This window comes from Streptomyces xanthophaeus, from assembly GCF_000725805.1.
In the GTDB taxonomy this organism is placed as follows: domain Bacteria; phylum Actinomycetota; class Actinomycetes; order Streptomycetales; family Streptomycetaceae; genus Streptomyces; species Streptomyces xanthophaeus.
Window position 1 is genome coordinate 107,877 of record NZ_JOFT01000022.1, and the last position, 24,237, is coordinate 132,113.

A 24,237-nucleotide genomic window follows, 5' to 3' on the forward strand; every position below is an offset into this window, starting at 1 on the left:
TCTCATATCTCGCCACAATCAACGAATGCTCCGAATAGGACAAACGCCCACTAGTGCGGTGGAACCGGTAATGTCGGCGCTCCTGTCATTCGGAATGATCGACAACGCCCTGCGCAAATTGGGAGCAACTCGAGGCCGGCACCCCGCAGATTACGGAGCTACATGGATCGACCACCTCGCCTGGGGGGCCGATAGCGCATTCATTGCAGCACGCCTGCTTTTCAGTGGACAATACGTAGGGGCAGCCGCAGTCCTCCGATCACAGTTCGAACGCTGGACCGAGAACGCCGCCTACAACGCCAAGATCACCCACGTGCCGGGGGAAAGCACAGCTAGCTTCACTGCCCGCGCATGGGAGAAATGCCACGATTCCTTCCCCTCCGCCGATCGCAACAAGACGCACCCGTCTTTTCACCTAAGCCCCGACATTGACAGCTTGGACTTCTGGGAAGACGAGCGGACAATCGGCGAATCCAAGGGGCCGTCCGTCACGATCGGGAAAGATTATCAAGTCTACCCCGAAGAATCCATGACACTGCTTTCCGAATTCTTGCATGGGCGTGGCCCTTTTGCTGACGTGTTTCGATGGGAAGCGTCTGAACTCCTTTCCGGGGAACCGGCGAGGCTTACTGAATGCACACAATGGCTTACTGACGTCCTGACTCTCAACCTGCGGCAAATACGCCTCTGCCTTGCCACCCTGGCCGAAGAGCGGGGAGATCCCAACCTGGCGCGGTTTCTATTCGCCCTGCCCGAACGGACTTACGGAGGCTGGGAACCACCCGCACCTCAAAGCCTCTTCCCCTTGATGCCTCAGACTGGGCTGTCGGATGAAATTCTCAATGGATACCGTCAGGCCACTCATGACTATGATCAGGTGATGTTGGGGCGGCGTCCCGCAGGAAGGCTCTTTCGCGATGACGAGATGGTTCGCCTGCTGTTTTATGAACGCAGAGCAAGGGCAGCCAAATGGGCAAAGAGCGCACTGAACGAAGAGAAAGCCCTCCGCGGAGATGAGTTCAATCTAGACGGCCTCACAAATCGAGATGTCGAGCGCGTCATGTGTGCCGAAATGGCTGGGCTAGCTTCGGTATGGCTCGGCGATACTCCGCACGGAAACGCAGCCGCGATGTGTTCATCGGCTCTGCGATCAGCGCATTGGCTGTGGCTTGAGGACGACGACCGATCTATGGCACTACTTCGTGTAGCACTCGAACAATGCGCTCGCCTGAAGGTGTGGACAAATAAGCCCGAGAAGGCACAGCAGCTGGAGGAGTCCTCCAGCTCAACACCAAAGGACTGGCTGAATGCGGCCGGCTGGAAACGTCTGTCTTCCCTAAATAGAGCTCTTGGGGAGTTTGCCCACGCTCATGCACGAATCCGCCTCGGTGGGGCTCGTGAGATCTTGACAAAAATCCAGCCCGACGGAGATTCGGTGAACGCAATCCGAACGGCTCGCGGGCACGCTCTCGACGGGATCACCTCGTTCATCATGGCCGAGTCATCCAGCGCGTTGAGCAAGGTGTCAGTCACCATGCAAGAAGAGTTTCAGCGCATCACTAATGAGTTCTTCCCAGACCCAGGAGGGATTCAGTCAGAACTGGAAGGCTTGCTGGATAGGGCCATGCTTTTGAAGAATGCTCCTATGGGTGACTACACCTTCCACGGTCCTGCCCGTGACGCAGCAGCACAAGACAGCAACTAGTCGAGGCGTGAGCTGCGGCGACCGTCCCTGGACCGGGCTCGGGACGGCTAGACGACGGTATGCCGTAGCGCGTCTGCACACGCTACCCAGTTTGCTTGCCGAGGACCTTCGGGCGGGGCCGGCAGGCGAGTATGCCCGCCCTAGACAAGTACCGCGAAATGCGCCCTCTGCCTCAATGACCTCGCTGACCCACTCTCGCGCGCGCGATCGTCTCCCGGAACAGAACGCCCATCTTGTCCGCCCACGCCGCGCACGAGGCCAGGTGCGCGGCGACCGGATCGGCGTCGGTCACCCCGGGAGGGGATCGTGCGGATCTAGCCGAAGACCACACCGAGAATCGCTGGCTCGAGACGGTAACGACGTCACCCTATTCGTCACTGTGACGTGAATTTGCCTGAACCTGGCTGTAGTTACGCCTGACTCTGCGATGCTGGAGGCCGATCGAGAGGGGCCGCAGCGATGCAGTGGAAGATCCACGGGGAACGTCCGATCTACGAAAATAAGTGGGTGAACCTGTGGCTCACCGACATCGAGACGCCGGACGGGCACCGCTGGGAACACCACGTCGTCAAGCTCCGCCACCTCGCCGTGGCTGCTGTGATCAACGACCGCCAAGAGGTCCTGATGATGTGGCGTCACCGCTTCATCACGGACGCGTGGGCCTGGGAGCTGCCCATGGGCTTGGTTGAGGCGGATGAGACGCCCGGCGAGGCTGCCGCCCGTGAAGTCCTCGAAGAGACTGGCTGGCGTCCCAGCCCGATGAAGCCGCTGATCTACGCCGAACCGGCGAACGGCATCACCGACTCCCAGCACCACCTGTTCCGCGCCGACGGCGCCACGTACGACGGGCCGCCGACTGAGAAGAACGAGTCGGACCGGGTCGAGTGGATTCCGCTGGCGGACATCCGGGGCATGATCGACCGCCGCGAGATCGTCAGCAGCGGCTCTCTGGTCGGCCTCCTCTACGTCCTGATGGACGAAGGGGTTCGCTGACCCAGCGGGGGAAGCATTGCTCGTAGGCGTGCCTCGAAGGCGACTGCGGCCGGCACCTCGCGATAGGGCGCAAGCTGCTCGTAGAACTCGCGAAGGTGCCCGGTCACCCGCTCGGACGAAACGGCGGAGGCGGGCACCAGCGCCTCGATCGCCGTGTGGCAAGCCTGGTCGAGCTTGCCCCTCTGGAGCTGCGTACGGGCCAACCAGAAGGCATGGAACGCCCTACCGCGCTGGTTCGCGGGGTCCTCCCGCTCCAGCGCATCCGCGATCAACGGTTCTGCGATCGCCGCCTCGCCAAGACGGCCGTGCGCGATGCCGGTGTCCACGATGAGCTTCGGCTCGTCGAAGTACGTCACCCATGCCGGGTCCGGGTCGTCTGCCTTGATCCGCCCGTACTGACTGTGTGCCTCGGAGATCGCGGTGTGGGTCGCCGTCCGTTCGCCCATGGTCGCGTGGGCGAACGCCTCACGCATGGCCAGCATGGCCCGAACCCGCGGCGTCGTACCCGTGGCCGCTCGGGCCTGGTCCTGGGCAGCAGACGCCAGTGCAAGCGCGTCCGCCGGCTTGTCCTGGTAGGTCGCTTGCAGGCTCATGCAGGCCAGGACGTTGGCCATGAAGGGATGGTCGTCAATCTCCCTGGCCAGTTGCAGAGCCTCCGAGAAGTACGCGCGGGCCTGGTGGTACTGCCGGGCGTCGAAGTACGTCCACCCGGTCAACCGCGCCAGCTCCGCCGCGATGCCGTACAGGCCGTGCTGGATCGGCGCGGGCCGCTGGTCCTTCAGTAGCCCTTCGACATATCGCAGCTGGCCGACGACAGCGGGTCGAAGCGTCTCGCCCCCGTGCTCGTCGTCGCGACGCCAGTAGTCCTCGATCGAAGAACGGAGAGCGTGCAATGTGGATGGGTTCGGGTTGGTCCCGGCGGCCAGGGCCAGGATGCTGTCCACCTCCACGCCCGGTAAGGCGCTGAGGAGCTTCGGCTGAACGGGCACGTGACCGAACTCCGGCCGTTCCCGCTCGGCCACGGCCAAGACAGCCGGCGTCTCCCACGTACGGCGGGCAAGCCCGAGCATGTGCCCCGGGATACGCAATCCATCGGCGATCCGCTCGATCACTTCCATGTGGAGGAGCTGTCGCTGACCCGCGATCACCTCACCCACTCGGCTCGGCGTCAGCTCGCACTGCCGCGCGATCATCGACGGGTAGATGCCTGCCCGAGTCTTGACCAGACGAAAGACCCTCGCAAAGTCGCGCACGCGGCACGCGTCGATCATCTCGGGCTCGGTGAGCAGACTTACTGGTAGTTCCTTCGTACGACGTGTCTCGGGCATCGGGCACGCTCCGGAGGAAGACTACGGATCGCTTCAAAGTCTCAACCGACCGTGATGTTACCCAAGTTGGGTAATCCGCTGGGCCTTTCTGGCTCGTCGTCCTGATCGCGATCCTTCTGGACATGGCGAAGCGACCGAGGACGACCGCCTTGAACGATTTGGCGGGCACTCCTGACACAGAGCGAACGGCCCTCGGGGCAACCCCTGACCTGGGCATACAGCCCCGCGTCCTGATGAGCATCCGGGTATCGCGGGACTCGGGCCGGACATGGTCGCCGCGCTCGCGGGTCCTGGAAGGCGACCCGTTCGACATCCTCTCCAACCCCGGCCGCTACCCCCCGTGCGAATGCCCCCGCTGCGGCGGTACCTCGTCGTCGGTCCGTGCCCTTCAGCCGGCATCCATCGCGCCGGGGTCGGCGTAGTGGCCGCCTTCCGACGTTGAAAGCTCCTTTAGAACGGGATTCCCGGGTACGTGGTCGAGCTCCGCGGGGCTGGCGCCAACAGCTCGCCGTGCTCCTCTACGCCGCCGTCGTCACCGTTCTGGTGGTCACCCTGGCCATCGCTGGTGATCCCGGCCGCTGACCGGCAACCGGCTTCCGGCACGAATCCCGCCTTCGCTCAATCGGTGGCTCGCGCCACCCCCGTCTCCTCACCGGCCCGGGAACAAAGGGCTGGTGAGGCACGCCCCATCGGGGCTGGGCCGGCATCCGTCGGCCCTGGACTTCCAGGAAATGGAGACACATATGGCAGCGCAGAAGGAAGACCTGCTGATCGGCGTCGAGAGCCTGATCAAGGTCCAGGACCGCTTCACCGCTGCGGCGGCGGAGTCCGACTCCACCGGCACCTCCGCGGGCGACGACGGCGAGAACCGCGACGGCCTGAACCTCCCGCAGGAGTAGCCCCACCAGTGCGCCGCAGCACCACCCGGGGGCCCGTCATCCACAGCGGGCCCCTGGCCTTCACCCGCCACGACGCCGACCGGAGGAACACGTGGACCACCACTTCGTCACCGCAATGGAGAAAGCCCTCGGCTGGGACGGACCAGGCGCACTCGGAGCCGCTTTCGCCCGGGGAACGATCGAGGACCTCGATCTGCTCGATCGCCTGCTCAACCCCACGAAGCTGCTGGACCTGGTGATGCGCCGCAGCGTCACCACGCCCCAGTTCCGCATCTTCCAGGACGGAGCCGAACTGCACCCCGGCCGCTACATCCAGCCCTCCGTCACCCGGCGGGGACAGGCCATCCCCATGGCCGACATGCGCCGCGTCGGCGGGCTCATGCGCGAGGGCTGCACCATGGTCCTGGACGAGGTCGACTTCTTCGACCCGGCCATGGAGGCCACCTGCCGTGCGCTCCAGTGGTGGGCCCGTGAGCTGGTGCAGGTGAACGCCTACCTGACCACCCAGGACGCCAGCGGCTTCAAGCTCCACTGGGACGACCATGACACCGTGATTGTCCAGCTCGCCGGCCGTAAGAGCTGGGAAGTCCGCGGCACCTCGCGCAAGGTTCCGATGTACCGCGACTCCGCCCCCAATGCCGAGCCCAGCGAGGAAATCGTGTGGCAGGGCGTCATGGAGCCCGGCGACGTGATGCACATCCCGCGCGGCTTCTGGCACCAGGCCACCCGCGACGACCAGGGCGACGGCCACAGCCTGCACGCCACCTTCGGCATCGTGAAGCGCGTCGGCGTGAACTGGCTGGCCTGGCTCGCCGACCAGGCCCGCGCGCAGGACCTGTTCCGGTACGACCTGGACCGCTGGAATTCCCCCGGCCAGTGGGAGGGACAGCAGCACCTCCTGGCCGACGCCGTCGCCGAGATGGCTACGAAGCTGACTCCGCAGGACTTTTTCGATGCCCGCGAGCGGGAACGCCTGGCCGCCCGGCATGTCCCGGCCACCGGCCTGTTCGGCAAGCCTGCGGCCGTCGTGTGCGTCACCGACTTCGAGCCCGTGATCGAACAGCACCACGACGCGGTGGACGTCCTCGCCGCAGGCAAGAAGCTCACCTTCGCCAGCAAGGCGTACCCCGCCCTTGCGCTGCTGCTGAGCGGCCACCCCGTCGACATCGCCGACGCCACCGAGAAGACCGGCCTGGACGTGGAACAGCTCGCCGAGATCCTGGTGAAGGAGGAACTGTGCACGGAGCTGACCCCCGCCTTGTCCTCGGCCTACACCGGTCTCGTCACCACCGCGACATCCTGACGTCCGCACTCGACCTCGGCGTCACCGCCCTGGACACCGCGGCCGCCTACCTCGGATTCCGCTCTCACGCGGTGCTGGCCGAGACATCGGCCGATCTGCTGCCGAAGTTCGCCCTCTCCACGAAGGTGGGCTTCTTCCCGGGCGCCGGAGGTACTGAGCACTCCCTCGATCCGAGTCGGCTGCGCCTGGCCATCGAGAAGGCGGCGCGGGAACTCGGCAGGGAACCCGACACCGTGCTCCTCCACAACCCCGAACGGAGCCTCACGGGCCTGTCCCCGGCAGATGGCCACACCCTCCTCGGCAATGCCTGCACCGCTCTGGCCGACGCCGCCCGCGACGGTCTGTGCGGCGCCTGGGGTGTGGCTTCCTGGGATACCCGATCACTCGGCATGGTCCGGGTGGACGACCTGCCGTCTCCGGACGTCCTGATGGTCCGGGCCGGGCTCCTCGTAGGCATCGGCTTACTCGACGCCACAACCGTCTTGCGCATGGCCTGGCAGCCGGGCAGAACCTGGGGCATGAGTCCCTTCGGCGGCGGCCACCGGAAAGTGTGGGAGGAATTCGACCCCCGGCCGTTCCTGCGACCGAGTCACGGGGATCTGTCCCGCATACAGGCGGCGTTCCGGACCGCGTTCCACCTGCCCACCGCCTCCGCGATGGCGGTCGGCACCGACGACCCCAGCCACCTGGCCCAGTTGCTCCAGGCCCTGGGCACGGAGGTGGACACCGCCGCCGTCAGTCAGTACCTGCGGGCCCTCGACGGACACCGTCAGAGCTGAAGCTCCGCCACCAGGCGCTCGGCCTCCCTCCGGGCCGGCGCCAGCAGCGGATCCTCTTCGTAGGCATAAGGTCCGACGATCTTCGACAGGAAGAACAGCGACATCAGCTTGCCGTCCCGGCTCTCCAAGTCCGTACGCCGCTCCCGGTGGACACGGTCCGCGAGACCCGGGACGGCAAGCGCGTTGCCCCATAGGGTTGCGGCGTCCAGGCCTCGGGGCGCCATGCCCCAGTCCTCCCAGTCGATGAGGGAGAACTCCGGTCCCATCACGTTGGCCCAGGTCAGATCTGCATGAGCCGGCGCCCACCGCTCGATCCGCGTATCGGCCACCCCGGGGAACACTGCCCCGAGGGTCTGGGTCACCTGCTCCTGCGTGATCGTCACCGTGTCCGGCGTCGCGATCCGCGGCGTCTGCTGTGAGGCAAGCGCGTCCAACGAAGCGTTCAACGCCTCCCACCACTTGTCCGGCAAGCCCGGGTCTTCGAGCACCAGGGCGCCCTTGCCAACAGACGGCGACGGAATCAGCTCCAGCTCATCCGCGCGCCACATCACCGGCTCGCCTGGCTCGCGCCACGCCACACCCTGGTACCACTCGGGCATCGCGACACCTTGCAGCACGGCAGCAGCCTCGGTCCCGTTCCAGCCCTGCGGGCCGATCCGCTCGAATCCCCGCCGCTCGATACGCACCCACGTGCCCCGCTCCGTACGGCCCCCCAAGGAACGGCGCTTGCGCACCAAGACCTCCCGAACCAACCGCACGTGTAGAGCCTCTTCCACGCGCTCCAGCACGTCTTCAACCGGCTGACAGCGTAGATCCACCTGGGCAGCAACGGGCAGGGATCCGTTCATCACGACCTCCTCGGCAAACGGATGACCGTAGCAGGAAGGGGCCCAGCAACACGATGGTCCGTCAACTCAGAACTTATCAACTTCCGCCCCATCATCGGCCGTTGCAAGGGCGGCCACCGCCTTGCCCACGCCGGTGGCCGGAGCGGCTTTGGCCGGTGTCCTGTTCGGGCTGGGGTGTGACGAGATCGTGTGCGGGGGTTTCCACAGGGCGGGACTTATCCACAGCGCTAACCACGGTTCTGATCAAGGTGGGACGATTTCTCCGTTCCGAAGCGCGTGAAGGAGGGGATGGGGATGACGACGGCTGCATTGTGGGAGCTCGATGCTCAGCTCGACTCCGAGGACACTCTGACGATCCTGTCGGCCGTCTGGGACGTGTTCACCGTGGCGGCCAAGGTGGCCGATGCGATCACGTTCGAGGAGGGCAGCGAAGAGCTGCAGGCGATGTCCGCCGCCCGGCAGTGCATGGCAGGCCGCGATCTGCTGCCTCTGCCGCAGAGCGGATCGCCCGCGGAGGTGCCGGAGCTCGCGCCGGGTAGCGCTGGTCTGGACCCGTTCGTGCGGCTCCTGGAGCACGCTCAGCAGTCCCTGATCCGGCTCGCCGCCACCGCTGACCAGCTCGGCGGGGGAGCGGAACGGTCGCTGCGAGAGGCCATCCAGTTGGCGTCGCGTGCGGCCGTGGCGCTGGCCGCAGTGCGGGGGCAGTGAGGTGACCACTCTGGGGGAACTGTTCGATGTCGCGGTCGCTCATCTCGTCGGGGCCGCCGAGACGCCGCTCGCATCGATCGGGCCGGAGGAACGGGTAGCGCTGATCGGCCGCGTCGAAGACGTACTGACCCAGGTCAGAAGCGGGTTGGGTCCTCGCGCTTACACCCCGGTGCTGACCACGGAGGAGCGGGAGCTGACCGTCTCCGAACGGAACCTGGAGGGCTGCCTCGACCAGGCGTCTTCGTGGCTGGGTACCGCCCGGAGCCACCTTCAGGCACCCGCCTCCGAGGCCATCGGGCCGGCCGGGGACCGGATCTCCGCCGCAGCGCAGGCCGTCGGAGCGGTGCGCGACACGATCACCAGTCATCTGGGGCCGGACCGGGCACCGCTGACGCCGTATGCCTACCTGTTGCGGCACCAGGCCGCCTTCGACTACCTGTCCCGCCGGTACTCCGAGGTGGCCTGGACGGCCGGCGAGGTGGTGCACCGTCTCTCTCAGGGCGTCGAGCACCCGGGTGCGGGCGAGGCCTTCGAGGCGGCAAGGGCGTCTCTCGCCCAGGCCTCCGTGTACGCCCGGGCGGGAGGCCGTGAAGCCGACGTGCACCTGGAGACCTTCCCGCTGGCCCTGCCCGTCGCACCGGTCCAGGCCACTCCTGCCGACGCGACCAGTGCCGTCACTGTGCGGCTCGGCGAGGACAGTGAGCGGCTGTCCCGGGCCGCGTACGGCGCCCTGCACGACCGTGACGAACAGCGGATGAGCGGGTCGGACTTCCGGCAGCTCTCCAGCTGGACGGCGACGACCCGCATCCTGACCGGCCGTCTCCTGCTCCACGTCGCGGCGAGCATGCCGGAGGGGCCGGTACGGACCGGCTTCAAGGATGCGGCCGGCGCGCTGCGGAAGTCGTCGCAGGTCTGGACCGCGGCCGCTGCGGGGTGGATGGACATCGTGGACCTGGCCGACCCCCGGGAACGTCCCGCTCTTCCCCCGCCCGGACTCGGCCTCGTTCGGCGGGGCGAGCTCGTGCAGATGCCCACGACCGACCCGCACCCCGCCGTGGTCATCTCCCGCACGGCCGCCACACGCGTGGGCCAGCTCTTGTTCGGCCCGCAGTGGGAGCCGGAGCAGGGCCTGGGAACGTCGAGGCCCGGTGCTGGCGTCCTCGCGGACGCCGGAGGTCCGGGCGCCTTGGCAGCCTCCCTGTACCGGCTGCCCTCGGCCGGCTGGCAGATGGCAGCCGCAGCGCCGTTGGCGGTCAAGCGTGCGGGGGCGGGGCTGGTCGCCGATGCCGCCGAACATCGGCCTCCCGGCTGGAACGAGAACTGGCGCTTCTACTCCGTGCACCCCCGAGAGGTGGAGCGGCTGGCGGGCGCGTACGCGGCGGTGATGACGGCGGAGCAGGCCGCGGCAGGGGCTTTGCTGGACATCGCCCGCCGGGCAGGGGTTGCAGTGCCTCGCGCAGTCCTGGACGCCTCTGCGCACCGGGCCATCGCCGAGGAGCAGCGCTGGGCGCCGAGGCAGCAGGTGCAGGCGAAGCCCCGGGAGCTGCCTCGGGCGCACGTGCCGGTCGACCTGGTGGTCGGACGTCGCCCGGGGATGCGCCGCTGAGCGGCGACGGCCGGAATCAGGGGCCAACCGTCCGGCGACCGGCACGTGTTCTCCGAGCCGATCACCGCCTGGCGGCAACCCCGCCTCCAGGTCGTGGACCTGACCACGGTCGGCGATGGAGGCATCGGCGGTCAGCAGTCGGGCGGTCGTGTCGTGCCCGTTTCCACGTAGGCCACGGGCGCGAAGGAATCAATATCTATCCCCGCGGTCATAGAGTTTAATGGGCCCCGCACGGAGAGTTTTTGTCGCACCGCACGCGGTGGAAATATTTTCCGTACACAAGCCGCTGCAGCGTGCTACTGTCGATCTCGGTTGCAGTTTTGGTTCCCAAAAACTTCAAGCGCTCCAGTCGGCCTCAGCGCCACAATCGAGCGCTTCATATTTCCGGGTCATTTTCCGGCGGGGCATCATCGCGGCGACACGGTGTCCGTACAGTGCGGATGCTGGTGTACTGCCCCAAAGGAGATACGACATGGCATCTGGCACCGTGAAGTGGTTCAACGCGGCCAAGGGTTTCGGCTTCATCGAGCAGGACGGTGGCGGCGACGACGTCTTCGCCCACTTCTCGAACATTGCCGCCCAGGGCTTCCGCGAGCTGCTGGAAGGCCAGAAGGTCAACTTCGACATCGCGCAGGGCCAGAAGGGCCCGACGGCCGAGAACATCGTTCCCGCCTGACGCTGACGCGCATTCCGTAGCTGGGGCCCGCATCCCTCGGGGTGCGGGCCCCAGCTGCACGCATTTCCCGCAGTGCGGTCACCTGCAGGACGAAGCATTCAGGGGCCCAGCCTCGTCGAGCTTCAACCGACCCGACTTTTCTGGATTTCGCGTCCGCATGACGCCATCCCCATCTCAGCGCATGCGCCCGTACGGAATCCCTGTAGGCCAGAGTCGATTTCGCTTTCGCATTCCATTCGGCCCGTTCTTGTGATTCCCCGCGCTGCTTTCCGCTGCGGGAATTCCTTGATATGTGCCGCATCAAGGAAGGTTCTGAATGAACCGCACACGTACGAACGACCGTTCCTCTCGCACCCGCACCCGCACCGGCGGCCCCGCTTCCGGGGCTGCCACCGGTTCGGAGCGGGGCAACCGCTTCGGCTCGTCGGCCCCGAGCCGCTCCGCAGGTCCGAGCCGCTCCGGCGGCTACGGCCGCCGGCCCGCCGCGATCCAAGGCGAGTTCGCCCTGCCGAAGACGATCACTCCGGCGCTGCCCGCCGTCGAGGCCTTCGCCGACCTCGCCATGCCGGCCGAGCTGCTGGCCGCTCTCGGCACGCAGGGCCTGACCGTGCCCTTCCCGATCCAGGGCGCCACCCTGCCCAACACCCTTGCGGGCCGTGACGTGCTCGGCCGCGGGCGCACCGGCTCCGGCAAGACCCTCGCCTTCGGCCTCGCGCTGCTGGCCCGTACCGCCGGGCAGCGTGCCGAGCCCCGCCAGCCGCTCGCCCTCGTCCTCGTCCCGACCCGCGAGCTGGCCCAGCAGGTGACCGACGCCCTCGCCCCCTACGCCCGCGCCGTGAAGCTGCGCTTGACCACGGTCGTCGGCGGCATGTCGATCGGCAAGCAGGCCGGAGCGCTGCGCGGGGGCACAGAGGTCGTCGTGGCCACGCCCGGCCGGTTGAAGGACCTCATCGACCGCGGCGACTGCCGGCTGAACCAGGTCGCGATCACCGTCCTCGACGAGGCCGACCAGATGGCCGACATGGGCTTCATGCCGCAGGTCACCGCCCTCCTCGACCAGGTGCGCCCCGAGGGCCAGCGGATGCTGTTCTCCGCCACCCTCGACCGCAACGTCGACCTGCTGGTCCGGCGCTACCTCACCGACCCCGTCGTGCACTCGGTGGACCCCTCGGCCGGTGCGGTGACGACGATGGAGCACCACGTGCTGCACGTCCACGGCGCCGACAAGCACCGGACGACGACGGAGATCGCGGCGCGCGAGGGCCGGGTGATGATGTTCCTGGACACCAAGCACGCCGTGGACCGGCTGACCGAGGACCTGCTGAACAGCGGCGTCCGGGCCGCCGCCCTGCACGGCGGGAAGTCGCAGCCCCAGCGCACACGCACCCTGGCCCAGTTCAAGACCGGACACGTGACCGTGCTGGTCGCGACGAACGTGGCGGCGCGCGGCATCCACGTCGACGACCTCGACCTCGTCGTCAACGTCGACCCGCCCACCGACCCCAAGGACTACCTCCACCGCGGCGGCCGCACCGCCCGCGCCGGCGAGTCCGGCAGCGTCGTCACCCTCGTCACCCCGGGCCAGCGCCGCGACATGACCCGCCTCATGCAGGCCGCCGGCATCACCCCGCAGACCACCCAGGTCCGCTCCGGCGAAGAGGCGCTCAACCGCATCACCGGCTCCCAGGCCCCCTCCGGGATCCCCGTCGTCATCACCGCACCGGTCGTCGAACGCGCCAAGCGCAGCGCGGCCTCCCGGGGGAGGCGCCGACCTGCTTCGACCGTCCGGCGCGTGAGCGTGCGGCAGTCCGCCTTCGATGCGGCGGCCTGAGAAGCACATGATGAGGAAACTGACCCATCTCTGCAGGAGGCACGTTTTGACGCTGGTCCAGATGCATTTCCGCTCGACGAACGCCAACCCCGTGCACCGGACGGTGGACGACGCGATGGAGGCGGCCGGTCCGCAGGTCTGTGACGACATGACGGTCGAGGTGGCCCTGGCCGTCATGGCCAGTGCCCGCGCGGGTCATCTGCTCGTCTGCGACGAGGACGGCCTGTGCACCGGGCTGGTCACCCAGGCAAGGCTCGCCACCGTCCGCGACAGCGCGGCGTACACGGACCAGGTCCGTCTCCGCGACCTCCTGGGAGACCGCGGGCCGGTCACCTCGCCCTTGACCACGGTGGCCGAGGCCGAGCACGCGATGCGCTACCGCCGGCTCGATGCCCTGCCGGTCGTCGACGAGCAGGGCAGCGCTCTGGGCGTCCTCGCCCTTGCCCGCTGATCCGCCTCACCACGGCACGACCGTCCCCCGTTCTTCTTCCTGTGAGGCCACATGCGCTGTGTCATCGCCCGTTTCCCGTTCGACCTGACCAAGAGCGGTGTCCTGGAGTCGATGAAGGGCATCAAACCGGAGCAGGTCGTCGGCGAGTCAGTGATCATCGGGCGGCGTACCTACCCCGTCAAGCAGGTCGGCCAGGTCATCACTCGGCAGGACCGCCGTGACTTCAGCGCCGGTGAAGTCCTGCGGGCCATGAACCAGCTCGGGTTCACCTGCCGCGGCCTGCCCCGGGCGGCCGTGCCCACGCGCGTCCTCAGCCCGCTCCAGCAGGCTTCCGCGATGCTCGGCATCCCGGTGACCGTCTGACGGACAGGGCCGGCGCAAGCCGACACCGAACAGCGAGGAGGGCCCGACCGGCACACGCCGGTCGGGCCCTCCCGCATACCCGGGGGTTACGCGAAGGTCGGGTCAGTGGTCGGAGTAGCTGAAGTCGCCCATGGTCCAGGCGCTGACGTCCGCGATCGAGACGCGGTACATCCCGCCCGTCTCCGGGATCCCGACCGTGCCCTGAAGGATGCGGGCCACGTGGAAGTGCAGATGGGTGGGCGGCCCTTCCTGGGGTGTCGTGGTGGTGAAGATGGCGGCGAACTCGCCCAGGCGGGCGGAGTCCGTCAGGACCTCCGACACCCGCTGCCTCCACACGGCTTCGGGCGCCAGCCGACCGGTGATGACAGCACCACCGGTGACAACGGTCAGGGACATCTGATTGCTCTGCCCGGACTCCACCAGGGTGGCAACGTCCACGAGCAGCTCGTCAGGCTTCGACATGGGAGCCGATTTTATGCACCGGTCGTCCCGCTCTCGCGACCGGGAGGGCTACCGGTCGAGAAGAGCGCTCACCGTCTTCCCGCCGGAGGCCCGACGGGTGACAGCGGTCGCCCGGGCGAGGTGGTTGACCATGGGCCAGCCGAATCCACCGGTACCGCCGTACAGGTCAGGGGTGCGCATACGCGGCGCGTGCGGGCTGGAGTCGTGAACGGCCACCTCGATGCTCTCCGCGCGGGCCGTCAGTTCCAATGTGCAGGCGCCCCCGCCGTGGCGCACGGCGTTCGTGGCGAGCTCGGACACGACCAGGACCACGGTGTCTGCGGCTTCTGTGGCCATCGCCGGCTGACGAAGACGGTCGAGGAAGGCTCGCGCGGCATCGCGTGCAGCTGCAACAGCCTCCGTGGACAGCACGGTTGTGACGCTCTCGGCCATCGTGTTCATCAGGTCACCCTGGTCTCTGCATCGTCCACGTCCGGCCCTTGCCTACCTGTTCCCTGTGCCCCACCCACTGCACGCCAACCCGGCTCAGGTCTCCGAGAAGGGATCGAAGAGCAGTCGAAGCACGATGCCAGTCGACGAGACGTGGGGGACCCCGCGCCCTCGGCTGCGAACCCCCCGAGCCCCTGACCTGCTGTGCAGCCTGCTCTGCGGATCCTGGGCCGGCCACGAAGGTCTAGCTCTCTTCAGTGGGAACGAAAATCTATGACGGCTGGAGTAGACATTGGGCCTTGGCGTGGTTATGGTTTCTCTCGTAGCCAGAGAGACAGCAGGGCCTGGCAGAGACGAACTGCCGGGCAGCAGTACATGCAGTACCCGTAGGTGCAGTGCGCAGGACGGTGCGGTGGTGGAGTTCCGAAGCCAGAGTTTTCGCAGGACGGCGACGGGGCTGACGACCGGACCGGGTGGCCCGCAGTCATCAGGGGCCGCCGAGAGCAGTACCCGCAGTTAACGCAGTGGCAGTACCCGTAAGTGCAGTGCGCAGTACCCAGCAGTGAAGAGTGAGCAGCACCTCGGTGAAGGCGTCGGCTGCGGACGCGCGCACCGGGAAGTTCGGCAGTGGGGTTCTAAGCCAGAGCAGACGCAGGACGGGCAACGGGGCTGGCTGCCGAAGAGTGGCGCTGGGTCAGGCCACGAGCAGTTCGCATCACCAGCAGTACCAGTAGTAGGTAGTTGATCACCGAGGGAAGAACGGAGGAGCCGAGCACCATCAGGATCGCCCGGGCGGAAAGGCTGAGCCCGGGTACCGCAGGACATCGATCGTGAGGTGGTCTCCGGTCAAGCAACCGCGATCCCCGCACCCCCGGCCGCGTATCGGTCGGGTCGGCGGAAACACAGGGTCGGCGCAGTATCAGGGCCGACAGATGGTGTAGTAGTTCCTTCGGGGCCCTGGTGCCGGTACGGCGCCAGGGCCCCTCCATGCGTTCCATGAGAGAGGTTCAATGACAGCAGACGACTCCTTCGGCCGTCTCGACGACGACGATTACCCCGCCTACACCATGGGCCGGGCCGCAGAAATGCTCGGCACCACCCAGGGCTTCCTCCGCGCCATCGGCGAAGCCCGACTCATCACCCCGCTGCGCTCCGAGGGCGGCCACCGCCGCTACTCCCGCTACCAGCTGCGCATCGCCGCCCGCGCCCGCGAACTCGTCGATCAGGGCACCCCCATCGAGGCCGCCTGCCGGATCGTGATCCTGGAAGACCAGCTCGAGGAAGCCCGGCGCATCAACGCCGAGTACCGGCGCGCCGCAGAATCGGCGGACCCGACGGCCGCGGCCTGAACCGAGTGTGCCCGTCAGGGTCGGGGCCTCGGTCCCGGAAGACGGTCTCCCACACGCACGTGATGGCGGCCGCCGCGAAGACGCTGCCCTACCTGCGGTCGACGGCGCATTCGGCGGCCGATGCCCCCGGTCGGCCTCACTGCTGTTCCCCGGGTCAGTTGCCGCGCAGGAACTCCTCGGCCTGGGCGCGCAGGGCCGCGGGGGCGTCCGTCCAGGCCGGGGAGCGCACCAGCTCGCGCAGCTCGGCCTCCTTGACCTCGCGCGGGTCGTCCGCGCGCAGCCCGAGGTGGGGCCAGAGCTGGACCAGCTCCTCGTACGGGAGGTCCCAGTGCGCGGCGAAGGCGGATTCCAGAGCATCCGAAGGGGCGGGCGGCGCGACGAGGACCTCGGCGGTGGTGGCCGCCGGCATGATCTCCACAAGGGAGAGACCGAGCCGCTCGACCGCGTCGCGGAACAGGGCACGGTGGGCCCCCACCGTCTCGCGCGAGGGCCGCTGCCCCTCGTAGAACAGGGTGAACACCCATCCGGACTCACCGGCGCGAGCGAGGTCCAGCAGGAGGCGGGTGCCCGCGTCGTCGGTGAAGGCGCGGTGCGTAATGCTCTTCGCGGCCCCCGGCCCTTCGGTACGGGGCGCCGCCTCGAGCCGGAACTCGGTGCGCAGCCACTGCAGCTGGTCGGGTGCCAGCTCGCCGTCGGACAGAGCTCGGAGTGCGGGCCAGAGCACGACAGGACTTCCTCCGGACGTGGGCGGGTGGGGGCGGGGGAGTGCGACGCGGGTGGCTACGCCCCGGTAGCGGCGCCGAGGTGGATCGGGTTGCTCCAGGCGCGGCCCCCGGCGGCGTCCTCGACGGTGACCCGGCAGTAGCCCTGGCCGAACATCGCCACGGGCAGGACGCCTTCGGTCAGCGCGTCGCCTTCCAGGACCTGCAAGCCCGGGGCGCCTCCAGTGAGCAGGATCTTGCGTACGGGCGAGCAGAGCACCGTGATGCGGCCGTCGTCGATGCGGATGTCGTGGAGTTCGGGGCCGGTGCTGGAGTAGTAGTGGCCGGCCTTGAGCGCCGAGAGGAGGACGTCCGGGTCGAGGGACTCGGCCCGTACCTGGACCCAGGCCACGCAGCCCGGCGGGTCCTGGGGCTGGAAGTGGGCGTCGTCGGCTGCGTAGACGTTCAGGCGGTGGCCGCGGTTGAGGAGGACGTCCGTCAGATGCCAGCTGTCGCCCCGGTGCTCCCGGTCGGCGAGCGCGTTGTAGACCTCGACCGCGTGGGCCGCGTCCAGGCTCTCGGCGTCGTCGAGGGTGAGCAGCGAGGCCGCCGGGTGGGCCATCCCGACGAACGCACCCGCGGCGCGTGCCCGGCGGGCCAGCTCGGGCCCGGTCTCGGCGGGCTCAGGAGGCGCGAAGCCGAGCGGCAGCCCGACGGCCACGATGTGCCACTTCGGCCCGGCCTCGGTGCGCGGGGCGTGCAGCTCGGCCCCGAGGAGCGTGGTGAAGTCTGGGCTGCGCAGGGGCCGGGTGTCCGTCAGGGGAAAGCCGTACTCGGCCCGGAAGTGGTCGGTGACGGCCAGGAAGTCGTAACCGGCCTCCCGGTAGCGACGCACCACGTCCGCCGGGGACAGCGCACCGTCGGACTCGTCCGAGTGGGTGTGCAGATTGCCGCGCCAGAACCGGCCGGGCTGATCGAACGGCAGATCCAGCACAAACAACCTCCGTGCGCGACGACGTCACCAAGTCCCATTCACTGTAGGAGGTTTCGACAATAAGTATGCCAAATATTGCCTGGTGGGACGGTGCGCCGGACTCCCGGCGGGTGGTTCGGGGCTGATCAATTCCGCCGTGGGCCGCCTCGAACACGGTTCCCCGCCGCGGCACGAGGCAGCAGCCTGACCAACCGACACGGTCAGCGCATCCCCGCATGCGCGGGGAGCAGACGGCGAAGATCCGGCCGTCACCAGTCTCCTCAGGTTCATCCCCGCGTACGCGGGGAGCAGAGGGCCCGAATAACTGCCTGGGCGGTCGGCTCGGGGTCATCCCCGCGTGCGCGGGGAGCAGTGCGGTCGGTCGGGTCACGCTGCCACCTCCAGGGGGTCATCCCCGCGTGCGCGGGGAGCAGCTCAGCGCACCCTTCGACCCCGACGCCAAGTTGGGGTCATCCCCGCGTGCGCGGGGAGCAGAGAGGGCGACAGCAGCGGGGCCGGTCGGACGCGGGGTCATCCCCGCGTGCGCGGGGAGCAGGCCACGCGGGCCCGGACGTCGGACATGGTCACGGGGTCATCCCCGCGTGCGCGGGGAGCAGGACGCCGCCCTCGAACCCTTCGCCTCCCAGATGGGGTCATCCCCGCGTGCGCGGGGAGCAGTCGATGTCCTTCGTTTCCTCTTCGAGCTTGAAGGGGTCATCCCCGCGTGCGCGGGGAGCAGCGCGTATCCCATGATCTCTCCTCCTACTGCTTGGGGTCATCCCCGCGTGCGCGGGGAGCAGTTCGCTGCCCAGCCGCCGCCGCCGGTCGCGGCGGGGTCATCCCCGCGTGCGCGGGGAGCAGACGCTGGTCCTGCTCATTGACCAGCGGTCCGCGGGGTCATCCCCGCGTGCGCGGGGAGCAGGAGGGTGGCTGAATCGGCGTTCAGGCTGGCCGGGGGTCATCCCCGCGTGCGCGGGGAGCAGGTCCAGCCACATCATGGGCACACCGTCGTCGAGGGGTCATCCCCGCGTGCGCGGGGAGCAGGAGGCGAGGTTGCGGTCTTCGGCTACCCGGGCGGGGTCATCCCCGCGTGCGCGGGGAGCAGTTCAGCTCTTCCAGTTCCCGCTTCAGCTCTGCGGGGTCATCCCCGCGTGCGCGGGGAGCAGAGCCAGTCGTCCATCAGCGTGGACCCGTCATGGGGGTCATCCCCGCGTGCGCGGGGAGCAGGCTTGCTGAGCAGCCACTTTAGATGGGTTACACGTTGTTCTGAAGCACTTCCGCTGATACTCGCCTTTCGGTCATATCTGGTGAATGCGATCCATTGCCGCGCAGTTGCTCGCCCTGCCGTCTGCGACTGTGTGGCGCACGGACCGCACGATGTTTCGGCACAGCGCTACGTCTTAGGGAGGCGGGCAGTCGCCGGATTCGTCCGGCGAGAGCCGTCCCGTTCGGATCGCGATGCGTACGAGCCGCTCCGCGGCGTGCGGGTCAAAGAGATCGGCCGCGGGCTTGGGCTTGCCCCTTTGGCGGTTCGATCCTGGGAGTCGGCACTGGGCTCGCCGGGGGGCGGGGCTCGGCGAGGGGCTGCATCTGGTGTCGGATGCCGGCCTCTTGCTCGCGCTGGGCGAATGGGAGTTGGTCCCGCCTTTGCAGCTCTGCGGCTGCGCGCTGGCCGAGACGCTGGATGCGGTCTCCCTGTTCCCCCGCGAGCGCGGCAGTCCGGCGGGCGTGCTGATGGTCTTCAGCTGCGGTCTGCTGTGCCCTGGAGATCGACTCGGGGGAGGCGCCCTGCTCTTGCAGGCGGCGCGCGATGTCGTCGGCCGGCGTCGGCTGGGCGGGCTGGGCCTGGAGGTGTGCGGCCTGCTCGGCGTTCCGGAGCCGTTCGGCCCAGGTCGCCAGCTGGGGGTCGGAGAGGAGTCCGAGGTGGGGGCCGCCGTCAGCAGCAGGGCCGAGGAGGGGCATGGCCTGCTGCTCGATCCGGGTCAGCCGTTCGGACCATTCGGGTCCCATGTCGCGGCTCGCCTCGCGCAGCCGCAGTTGCGTGGCGACGAAGGCCTCGCTCTCCGCGGCCGTCCAGGGCCGGGTGCGTTCCGCTTCGAGGGCGTCCGCCAGGGCGGGAGGGCTGGTCCAGTCGCCGGAGGCGGCCACGGTGTTGCTGTACCGGGGCTTGCTCTCGCCGCGGCGGTAGATGCTCGCGGTGTTCGCCAGGGCGCCTTCGTCGACGCTGTCGGCCAGGGCGAGGATGCCGCGGTAGGACTCGTCGGCGTTGGACTGCACGGTGAGCCGCCCTTGGCCACGGTCGGCGAGCTGCTCGAAGTACCGGCTGACGATGCCCTGGTTGCTCATGGCCTGCGGGACGCCCATGAAGAGCGCTTCCACGCGGGCCCCCGCACGGCGGTAGGCCAGCATCTTGTCCTCCACGGCCCCGGCGTTCTGCGAGGTCTCCTGGATGATCGCGTGCAGCTTGTGGGAGCGGACGTACTCCTCAGCCTGCGCCATCCACGCACGCCCGTCGGCCCGGGTGTAGGCGGCCATGAGGGTGTCGTCCTTCGCCATCAGCGCGCCGTAGGCCGGGTGGTAGGGCTTGTAGAGGTCACTGTCGACGTCCACGAACCCGCCGTGCTGATTGAGGACCCCGGCCACCATCGCGGTCACACGGCTCTTGCCGGCACCTGGCTGGCCGATCAGGAACACCACCGTCGGTGTCTTCTGCGCAGAGCGCCCTTCCAGGAGGTCGGGGACGATGCCCTCGTGGAAGATCCGCCGGTTCTCAGCCTCCGGCAGCCGGTAGCGCTCCACCTCGTCCAGGTCGGTCACGCGGTGCGCTCGCGGACCTCGCGGGCGAGCTGCGCGTAGTGCTGGCGTGCAGCGGCGATCTGCTCGCGGTCCTCGGGGCGCAGGTTCTCGCGCTCACGGGCGAGCCGGGCCCGGGCGGCACGTGCTTCCGCGATGACGTCCTGGTCCGGAGCCGGCTTGGCTTCCTCCGCGGCGATCAGCGCGCTGTAGGCGCCGACCACTCCGTTCACCGCTTCGATCGCGGCCTCGTACGCGGCCGTTTCCTCGTTCGACCATGCGTAGGGCTGCAGCTGGTGTGTGACGGAGATGCCTTCGTCGGGTCCGGTCATGTGGGCTGGCCTTCTTTCTATCGATCGTTGTGTTGACGGGGTGTTCCTGTGGATCACTTCACAGCATCCCTTCCGGGCGGGCCGGGTCGCACTCGATATCTGCTGCCGGCCCTGGGGAAGTGCCGTTCACGCCGAGAGGCCGGGCGTGCTGCGTGCTTCGGCCGGTGGGGGTGAGGCGACGGCCGGCGTCGCGGCGGCTGCCCTCGGAGCTGCTCTGGCCGTGCCGGGTGGCAGGGTTACGGCGAGGCGGGCGGCGTGTTGGTCGGCTGCTCGGGCCAGGGCTTGTAGGGCCTGGAGGTCGCCGGGGGCGAAGCGGCCCGAGCCGGCCGCGGCGGTGACGAGGTCCTGGGCTCTTTCGGCGACGGTGCCGTACGGGCCGACGGCCGGGCCCGGGCCGGAGTCGTGTGGCGGCAGTTGCTGCCAGGCGTTCCGCAGGTCCGTGACCCGGCGGTGTCCGGAGTCGGCGAGTTCCTGTCCCATGGGGGTGGTGATCCAGGTCTGGAGGTGCGCGGTGACTTCGGCCGCGGCCCGGGCGGCGTCCTCGCGGGTGGCGTACGCCGACGGGGTCGAGCGTTCAACGAGCCGTTCCAGGGGTGTTGCGGCAGTGTCCCCTTCCGCGGCGGGTTCCGGTGTCTGGCCCGGCGCCCGCGGGGCGCCGGCGGCGGTGCTGTAGTTCAGGGTGGCTCCGGAGAGCTTCAGCAGGGCGTCGGCGGTGGGAAGGTCGCCTGCGCCGGGTCCCAGGCGGTTGGCCAGGGCGGCTGCCTGGGCCGAGATCGTCTCGCAGGCCCGGACGGACATGGTCCTCCAGAAGCCCTGGAAGCGTGCGTCGGCGCGGAGGTTCTCCCAGGCGGAGCCGGCCTTCTCCTTCATCACGTCCCAGACGTGGCGCAGGGCGCCGCGGACGGTCTGGATCCGCTGCCATTCGGGGTGGTCCGCCAGGTGTCCGACGTGCGAGTCGGCGGCGGCCGTGGCCCTGTCGACTGCTGCGGCCGCTTCCGTGACGTCCGGTGGTGCGGAGGCTGTGGTCGGTTCCACCGGGGCCCAGGGAGTCGGGGTCGGCGGCTCGTCGGCAGCCGCTGCCTGGGGCGCCGGGTTCAGTACGGCCACGTCAGGGGCGACGGCCGCCCGGACTTCGGCTGCGGCAACGCCGTTGCAGAGCTCGTCCCAGGCGGCCCAGACGTCCTCGTCCTGGGGCGGGTCGGCGGCGTCCGGGGGTTCGGGGGAGTCGTGCCACAAGGGCATCGAGTCTCCGGGCGGCTGCTCGTACGCGACGTCGGCGGCGTCGGCGACGGCGGGCTCCGCGTCGATCGGTGTGGTCATCGCGGGTACCTCCGGGGTGGCGTGCGACGGGGCGGGCGGTGGCGGCGTTTTCTGCCGTGGGGCGGTGGCTGCTTCCAGTACGGCTTCCAGCACGGTCAGTACGGCTTGGTGGCGGACGTGCTGGCGCTCGCCGTGCCTTCTTCACCCGGGGACGGGACTACAGCGGGGCGTTGAGCTCGGCTTCGCGGCGGTGGAGCTCGGCGGCTGCCGGGTGGGTTGCCGGGGCGGTGGTGGCGTCCGAGAGGGTCAGGTACAGCTCGAAGTCCTCGCTGCTGCCGGCCGGCGGGGGCACGATCATGGGCGGTTCCTGGTGGGTGCCGGTCGCGCAGGCGGCGAGCTTCAGGCGCGGGGTGAGGGCGTGGAGGGTGTTGATCCAGTCGGCTTCGGCGAGCTCCCGGGCGGGCTGCTCCTCTGCGGCGTAGGTCCGGATCCAGCCGGTGTAGAGCGCGGTGAGGTGCTCGACGACGGCGGTGTGCCGGTACCAGCAGTAGGTGATCGTGTGGTGGAGCTCGAAGGTGGTGCGCAGCCAGTCGACCCATGCGCCGAGCTCGCGCATCCGGATGCGGCGCTCGGCCGGTTCCATGGCCGCCCACACCCAGCGCTGCGGCTCGTTCTGCTGTGCGGCGGCGCCGGGTGGGATCGGCCAGAGGTCGGCGGGGTTCAGCGGGTCGGGCACGTGCGCCTCCTGGCGGTCGTCGTCGGCTACTGCTTCGCGGGGCTGGGCTTGGGCTCCGCGAGGAGCTTCTTGAGGTCCTTGTCGCGGAAGGTGAGGCGCATCTTCACCTTGATCGGCGGGAGGTTGGTGTACTGGGCGATCGCGGTGAAGTCGGGGAGCTGCTGGAGGGAGTGGACGGGGGCGAGGTCGGTCTCGGTGGCCTGGGTGTTGGTGGAGTGCTCGCCGCGGGAGCGGCCGTGGCTGGTCTTCATGACTTCGGTGCGGCCGTAGAGGCCGGAGAAGTAGCGCAGGGTCTCGAGGTCGCCGCAGCCGGGCAGCAGCATGCGCAGGCCGCTCGCGGACAGGACGGTGTTGGCCTTCTGGACGCCGAGGGATTCGCGGAGCTGGGAGAGGTCGTGCCAGACGGTGAGCATGGTGATGCCCATGCCGCGGCCGGTGGTGAGGATGTTGGGCAGGCGGGGGTAGCGGAGCATGTTCCCGGCCTCGTCGACGAGTACGCCGACGCTGGGGCTGATGGGCTTGCCGGTGGCGTTGTACCGGGACTCGGCGGCGTGGATGGCGCCGGCGATCAGGGAGCTGATGAGCGGGGCGAAGCGGTCGGCGTCGGCCTCGGAGGCGATGATGCAGATGGTGCCCTGCCGGTCGAGCCATTCCTCGAAGGTGAAGTCGGAGCGGGAGCAGGTCTCGCGGACCTCTTCGTCGGCGAAGACGCGGGCGAGGACGTTGAGGCTGAACTGGATGGAGCCGATGCCGTCCTCGTGGAGGCGCAGCCAGGGGGAGGCGTAGTCGTCGGCGACGTCGGTGTAGCCGTGGGCGAGGAGGACCGCGCGGACGTGGTCGACGGCGTCCTTGCCGAGGCCGATCCAGCGGCGCATGTCGGTGATGCCGCCGCCGGAGAGCTGGGCGGCGAGCATGATGCCCTTGAGGACGCTCTTGGCCTGGTCGATCCAGGGGGCGGCGCGTTTGTCGTCGCCGGACGAGGAGCCTTCGGCGGACCAGGCGGCCATGCGGTCGGCGGCCTTGGCGTCGGTGCAGTAGGCGACGGGTGACCAGTGGTCGGTGGCGCGGCCGGGGATGCCGGCCGGGGCGATGACCCAGACCGGGCCGATGGCGCGGCGGCGGGCGTAGATGACGTCGAGGTCGGCGGCCTTGGTGGTGGTGACCACGAGGGGCCCTTGCCACTCGGCGGCGTTCGGCAGGACCAGGCCGGTGGTCTTCGAGGAGCCGGGAACGCCGAAGACGGTCGCGGAGATGTTGGGCTGGGCGGCCACGATGTGCTTGGTCCGCAGGCCCCGCCCGGCGGTGATGCGGTTGATGCGCTTCAGTGGGTCGTCCGCCGCCGACATCTTCCGCTCGATCTTCGCGCCGCCCCACTGGGCGCCGCCCGTCTTGCCGCCGAAGGACACCAGGGTGGCGAGCTTGACGATGACGGCGCCGACGGCGAGGACGAGGGCGGCGGTGAGCCCGTAGAACAGCCAGGAGGGCGGGGCCGGGTGGTAGACGGACGCGGGCCCTTTGACGAGGGCGGAGATCACGGTGACGGGGACGCTGTCCGGGCTGGTGACCCAGCCGTTCCCGGACAGGAGCCCGGCCAGGGGTCCGGCGAGCAGGACGGCACTGCCGGTCGTGACGACCGCTCCGGCCCCGTACGCGGCGAGGAGGGTGTTGTCGTCCAGTCCGGCGGTGGACGGACCGGAGCCGCGCTCGGACAC

General features: G+C 68.9%; 23 protein-coding genes and 1 CRISPR repeat array. Of the genes, 12 read left to right on the forward strand and 11 right to left on the reverse strand.

Translation table 11 applies throughout. The annotated features are described in order from the left end of the window. The first annotated feature begins 70 nt into the window (after nucleotides 1-70). Entirely contained in the window at nucleotides 71-1,705 is a 1,635-nt protein-coding gene (locus tag IO30_RS45410) for a hypothetical protein (RefSeq protein ID WP_157853301.1), read from the forward strand. 459 nt (nucleotides 1,706-2,164) lie between these two features. After that, on the forward strand, nucleotides 2,165-2,698 hold the full coding sequence (locus IO30_RS0115135; RefSeq protein ID WP_031143189.1) for an NUDIX hydrolase: 534 nt from the start codon (nucleotides 2,165-2,167) through the stop codon (nucleotides 2,696-2,698). On the opposite strand, the gene IO30_RS0115140 is transcribed toward IO30_RS0115135, so the two are convergent. Continuing rightward, nucleotides 2,668-4,026, reverse strand: coding sequence for an NsdA family TPR-like regulatory protein (locus IO30_RS0115140; RefSeq protein WP_031143191.1), 1,359 nt, complete (start codon nucleotides 4,024-4,026; stop codon nucleotides 2,668-2,670). The two genes, IO30_RS0115135 and IO30_RS0115140, sit on opposite strands and share 31 nt — an antisense overlap. Before the next feature lie 743 nt (nucleotides 4,027-4,769). Between IO30_RS0115140 and IO30_RS45415 the strand changes: the two genes are divergently transcribed. From IO30_RS45415 to IO30_RS0115155, 3 genes are all read left to right on the forward strand, one after another. After that, the gene (locus IO30_RS45415; protein ID WP_157853303.1) at nucleotides 4,770-4,925 is read left to right on the forward strand and encodes a hypothetical protein; all 156 of its coding nucleotides are present in this window, start codon (nucleotides 4,770-4,772) and stop codon (nucleotides 4,923-4,925) included. A gap of 91 nt (nucleotides 4,926-5,016) precedes the next feature. Then, nucleotides 5,017-6,228, forward strand: coding sequence for a JmjC domain-containing protein (locus IO30_RS0115150; protein ID WP_031143193.1), 1,212 nt, complete (start codon nucleotides 5,017-5,019; stop codon nucleotides 6,226-6,228). Beyond that, nucleotides 6,162-7,007, forward strand: coding sequence for an aldo/keto reductase (locus IO30_RS0115155; RefSeq protein ID WP_031143195.1), 846 nt, complete (start codon nucleotides 6,162-6,164; stop codon nucleotides 7,005-7,007). Before IO30_RS0115150 ends, IO30_RS0115155 begins: the two co-directional genes overlap by 67 nt. On the opposite strand, the gene IO30_RS0115160 is transcribed toward IO30_RS0115155, so the two are convergent. Continuing rightward, nucleotides 6,998-7,855: a hypothetical protein gene (locus IO30_RS0115160; protein WP_031143197.1), complete on the reverse strand. Its 858-nt coding sequence runs from the start codon at nucleotides 7,853-7,855 to the stop codon at nucleotides 6,998-7,000. The two genes, IO30_RS0115155 and IO30_RS0115160, sit on opposite strands and share 10 nt — an antisense overlap. Nucleotides 7,856-8,149: 294 nt before the next feature. On the opposite strand from IO30_RS0115160, the gene IO30_RS0115165 reads away from it, so the two are divergent. The 6 genes from IO30_RS0115165 to IO30_RS0115195 all read left to right on the forward strand — a co-directional run bounded on the left by IO30_RS0115165 (nucleotide 8,150) and on the right by IO30_RS0115195 (nucleotide 13,490). Next, on the forward strand, nucleotides 8,150-8,563 hold the full coding sequence (locus IO30_RS0115165) for a hypothetical protein (protein WP_031143198.1): 414 nt from the start codon (nucleotides 8,150-8,152) through the stop codon (nucleotides 8,561-8,563). A 1-nt stretch (nucleotide 8,564) separates the two neighbouring features. Beyond that, nucleotides 8,565-10,169: a hypothetical protein gene (locus IO30_RS0115170; protein ID WP_157853305.1), complete on the forward strand. Its 1,605-nt coding sequence runs from the start codon at nucleotides 8,565-8,567 to the stop codon at nucleotides 10,167-10,169. Nucleotides 10,170-10,641: 472 nt separating this feature from the next. Then, complete coding sequence (locus IO30_RS0115180) at nucleotides 10,642-10,845, forward strand: cold-shock protein (protein WP_031143202.1); 204 nt, start codon at nucleotides 10,642-10,644, stop codon at nucleotides 10,843-10,845. Between the two features lie 316 nt (nucleotides 10,846-11,161). Further along, nucleotides 11,162-12,676 (forward strand): DEAD/DEAH box helicase, encoded by a 1,515-nt coding sequence (locus IO30_RS0115185; RefSeq protein ID WP_031143204.1) that lies wholly within the window; start codon nucleotides 11,162-11,164, stop codon nucleotides 12,674-12,676. Nucleotides 12,677-12,722: 46 nt separating this feature from the next. Further along, on the forward strand, nucleotides 12,723-13,127 hold the full coding sequence (locus IO30_RS0115190; protein WP_031143206.1) for a CBS domain-containing protein: 405 nt from the start codon (nucleotides 12,723-12,725) through the stop codon (nucleotides 13,125-13,127). A gap of 51 nt (nucleotides 13,128-13,178) precedes the next feature. Then, nucleotides 13,179-13,490, forward strand: a complete 312-nt coding sequence (locus IO30_RS0115195; RefSeq protein ID WP_031143207.1) for an SCO5918 family protein — start codon at nucleotides 13,179-13,181, stop codon at nucleotides 13,488-13,490. 102 nt (nucleotides 13,491-13,592) lie between these two features. On the opposite strand, the gene IO30_RS0115200 is transcribed toward IO30_RS0115195, so the two are convergent. Further along, entirely contained in the window at nucleotides 13,593-13,952 is a 360-nt protein-coding gene (locus IO30_RS0115200) for a hypothetical protein (RefSeq protein ID WP_031143209.1), read from the reverse strand. Between the two features lie 48 nt (nucleotides 13,953-14,000). Further along, nucleotides 14,001-14,393, reverse strand: a complete 393-nt coding sequence (locus IO30_RS0115205) for an ATP-binding protein (RefSeq protein ID WP_031143211.1) — start codon at nucleotides 14,391-14,393, stop codon at nucleotides 14,001-14,003. Between the two features lie 998 nt (nucleotides 14,394-15,391). On the opposite strand from IO30_RS0115205, the gene IO30_RS0115210 reads away from it, so the two are divergent. After that, nucleotides 15,392-15,730 carry a MerR family transcriptional regulator gene (locus IO30_RS0115210; protein WP_031143213.1) on the forward strand — a complete coding sequence of 113 codons (339 nt, stop codon included), beginning with the start codon at nucleotides 15,392-15,394 and terminating at the stop codon, nucleotides 15,728-15,730. A gap of 154 nt (nucleotides 15,731-15,884) precedes the next feature. On the opposite strand, the gene IO30_RS46390 is transcribed toward IO30_RS0115210, so the two are convergent. The 7 genes from IO30_RS46390 to IO30_RS0115245 form a co-directional block, all read right to left on the reverse strand. After that, the gene (locus IO30_RS46390) at nucleotides 15,885-16,454 is read right to left on the reverse strand and encodes a hypothetical protein (protein ID WP_031143215.1); all 570 of its coding nucleotides are present in this window, start codon (nucleotides 16,452-16,454) and stop codon (nucleotides 15,885-15,887) included. Between the two features lie 56 nt (nucleotides 16,455-16,510). Beyond that, on the reverse strand, nucleotides 16,511-17,425 hold the full coding sequence (locus tag IO30_RS0115220) for a CehA/McbA family metallohydrolase (protein WP_031143217.1): 915 nt from the start codon (nucleotides 17,423-17,425) through the stop codon (nucleotides 16,511-16,513). A 201-nt stretch (nucleotides 17,426-17,626) separates the two neighbouring features. Next, a CRISPR array of direct repeats spans nucleotides 17,627-18,631; the repeat unit is 29 nt; unit sequence GGGGTCATCCCCGCGTGCGCGGGGAGCAG. A 261-nt stretch (nucleotides 18,632-18,892) separates the two neighbouring features. After that, nucleotides 18,893-20,221, reverse strand: coding sequence for a zeta toxin family protein (locus IO30_RS40520; RefSeq protein WP_051902302.1), 1,329 nt, complete (start codon nucleotides 20,219-20,221; stop codon nucleotides 18,893-18,895). Continuing rightward, entirely contained in the window at nucleotides 20,218-20,529 is a 312-nt protein-coding gene (locus IO30_RS0115230; RefSeq protein WP_051902305.1) for a hypothetical protein, read from the reverse strand. Before IO30_RS0115230 ends, IO30_RS40520 begins: the two co-directional genes overlap by 4 nt. Nucleotides 20,530-20,655: 126 nt before the next feature. Next, nucleotides 20,656-21,849 carry a hypothetical protein gene (locus IO30_RS46395; protein WP_031143221.1) on the reverse strand — a complete coding sequence of 398 codons (1,194 nt, stop codon included), beginning with the start codon at nucleotides 21,847-21,849 and terminating at the stop codon, nucleotides 20,656-20,658. Nucleotides 21,850-22,006: 157 nt separating this feature from the next. Beyond that, nucleotides 22,007-22,525, reverse strand: coding sequence for a hypothetical protein (locus IO30_RS0115240; RefSeq protein ID WP_031143223.1), 519 nt, complete (start codon nucleotides 22,523-22,525; stop codon nucleotides 22,007-22,009). 26 nt (nucleotides 22,526-22,551) lie between these two features. After that, complete coding sequence (locus tag IO30_RS0115245) at nucleotides 22,552-24,237, reverse strand: type IV secretory system conjugative DNA transfer family protein (protein ID WP_031143225.1); 1,686 nt, start codon at nucleotides 24,235-24,237, stop codon at nucleotides 22,552-22,554.

What these genes read in the sequence shown, in the direction of transcription:
- IO30_RS45410 (WP_157853301.1), top strand. Translation starts at nt 71, where the DNA reads ATGTCGGCGCTCCTGTCATTCGGAATGATCGACAACGCCCTGCGCAAA.
- IO30_RS0115135 (WP_031143189.1), top strand. Translation starts at nt 2,165, where the DNA reads ATGCAGTGGAAGATCCACGGGGAACGTCCGATCTACGAAAATAAGTGG.
- IO30_RS0115140 (WP_031143191.1), bottom strand. Translation starts at nt 4,026, where the DNA reads ATGCCCGAGACACGTCGTACGAAGGAACTACCAGTAAGTCTGCTCACC.
- IO30_RS45415 (WP_157853303.1), top strand. Translation starts at nt 4,770, where the DNA reads ATGGCAGCGCAGAAGGAAGACCTGCTGATCGGCGTCGAGAGCCTGATC.
- IO30_RS0115160 (WP_031143197.1), bottom strand. Translation starts at nt 7,855, where the DNA reads ATGAACGGATCCCTGCCCGTTGCTGCCCAGGTGGATCTACGCTGTCAG.
- IO30_RS0115165 (WP_031143198.1), top strand. Translation starts at nt 8,150, where the DNA reads ATGACGACGGCTGCATTGTGGGAGCTCGATGCTCAGCTCGACTCCGAG.
- IO30_RS0115180 (WP_031143202.1), top strand. Translation starts at nt 10,642, where the DNA reads ATGGCATCTGGCACCGTGAAGTGGTTCAACGCGGCCAAGGGTTTCGGC.
- IO30_RS0115185 (WP_031143204.1), top strand. Translation starts at nt 11,162, where the DNA reads ATGAACCGCACACGTACGAACGACCGTTCCTCTCGCACCCGCACCCGC.
- IO30_RS0115195 (WP_031143207.1), top strand. Translation starts at nt 13,179, where the DNA reads ATGCGCTGTGTCATCGCCCGTTTCCCGTTCGACCTGACCAAGAGCGGT.
- IO30_RS0115200 (WP_031143209.1), bottom strand. Translation starts at nt 13,952, where the DNA reads ATGTCGAAGCCTGACGAGCTGCTCGTGGACGTTGCCACCCTGGTGGAG.
- IO30_RS0115205 (WP_031143211.1), bottom strand. Translation starts at nt 14,393, where the DNA reads ATGAACACGATGGCCGAGAGCGTCACAACCGTGCTGTCCACGGAGGCT.
- IO30_RS0115210 (WP_031143213.1), top strand. Translation starts at nt 15,392, where the DNA reads ATGACAGCAGACGACTCCTTCGGCCGTCTCGACGACGACGATTACCCC.
- IO30_RS0115230 (WP_051902305.1), bottom strand. Translation starts at nt 20,529, where the DNA reads ATGACCGGACCCGACGAAGGCATCTCCGTCACACACCAGCTGCAGCCC.
- IO30_RS46395 (WP_031143221.1), bottom strand. Translation starts at nt 21,849, where the DNA reads ATGACCACACCGATCGACGCGGAGCCCGCCGTCGCCGACGCCGCCGAC.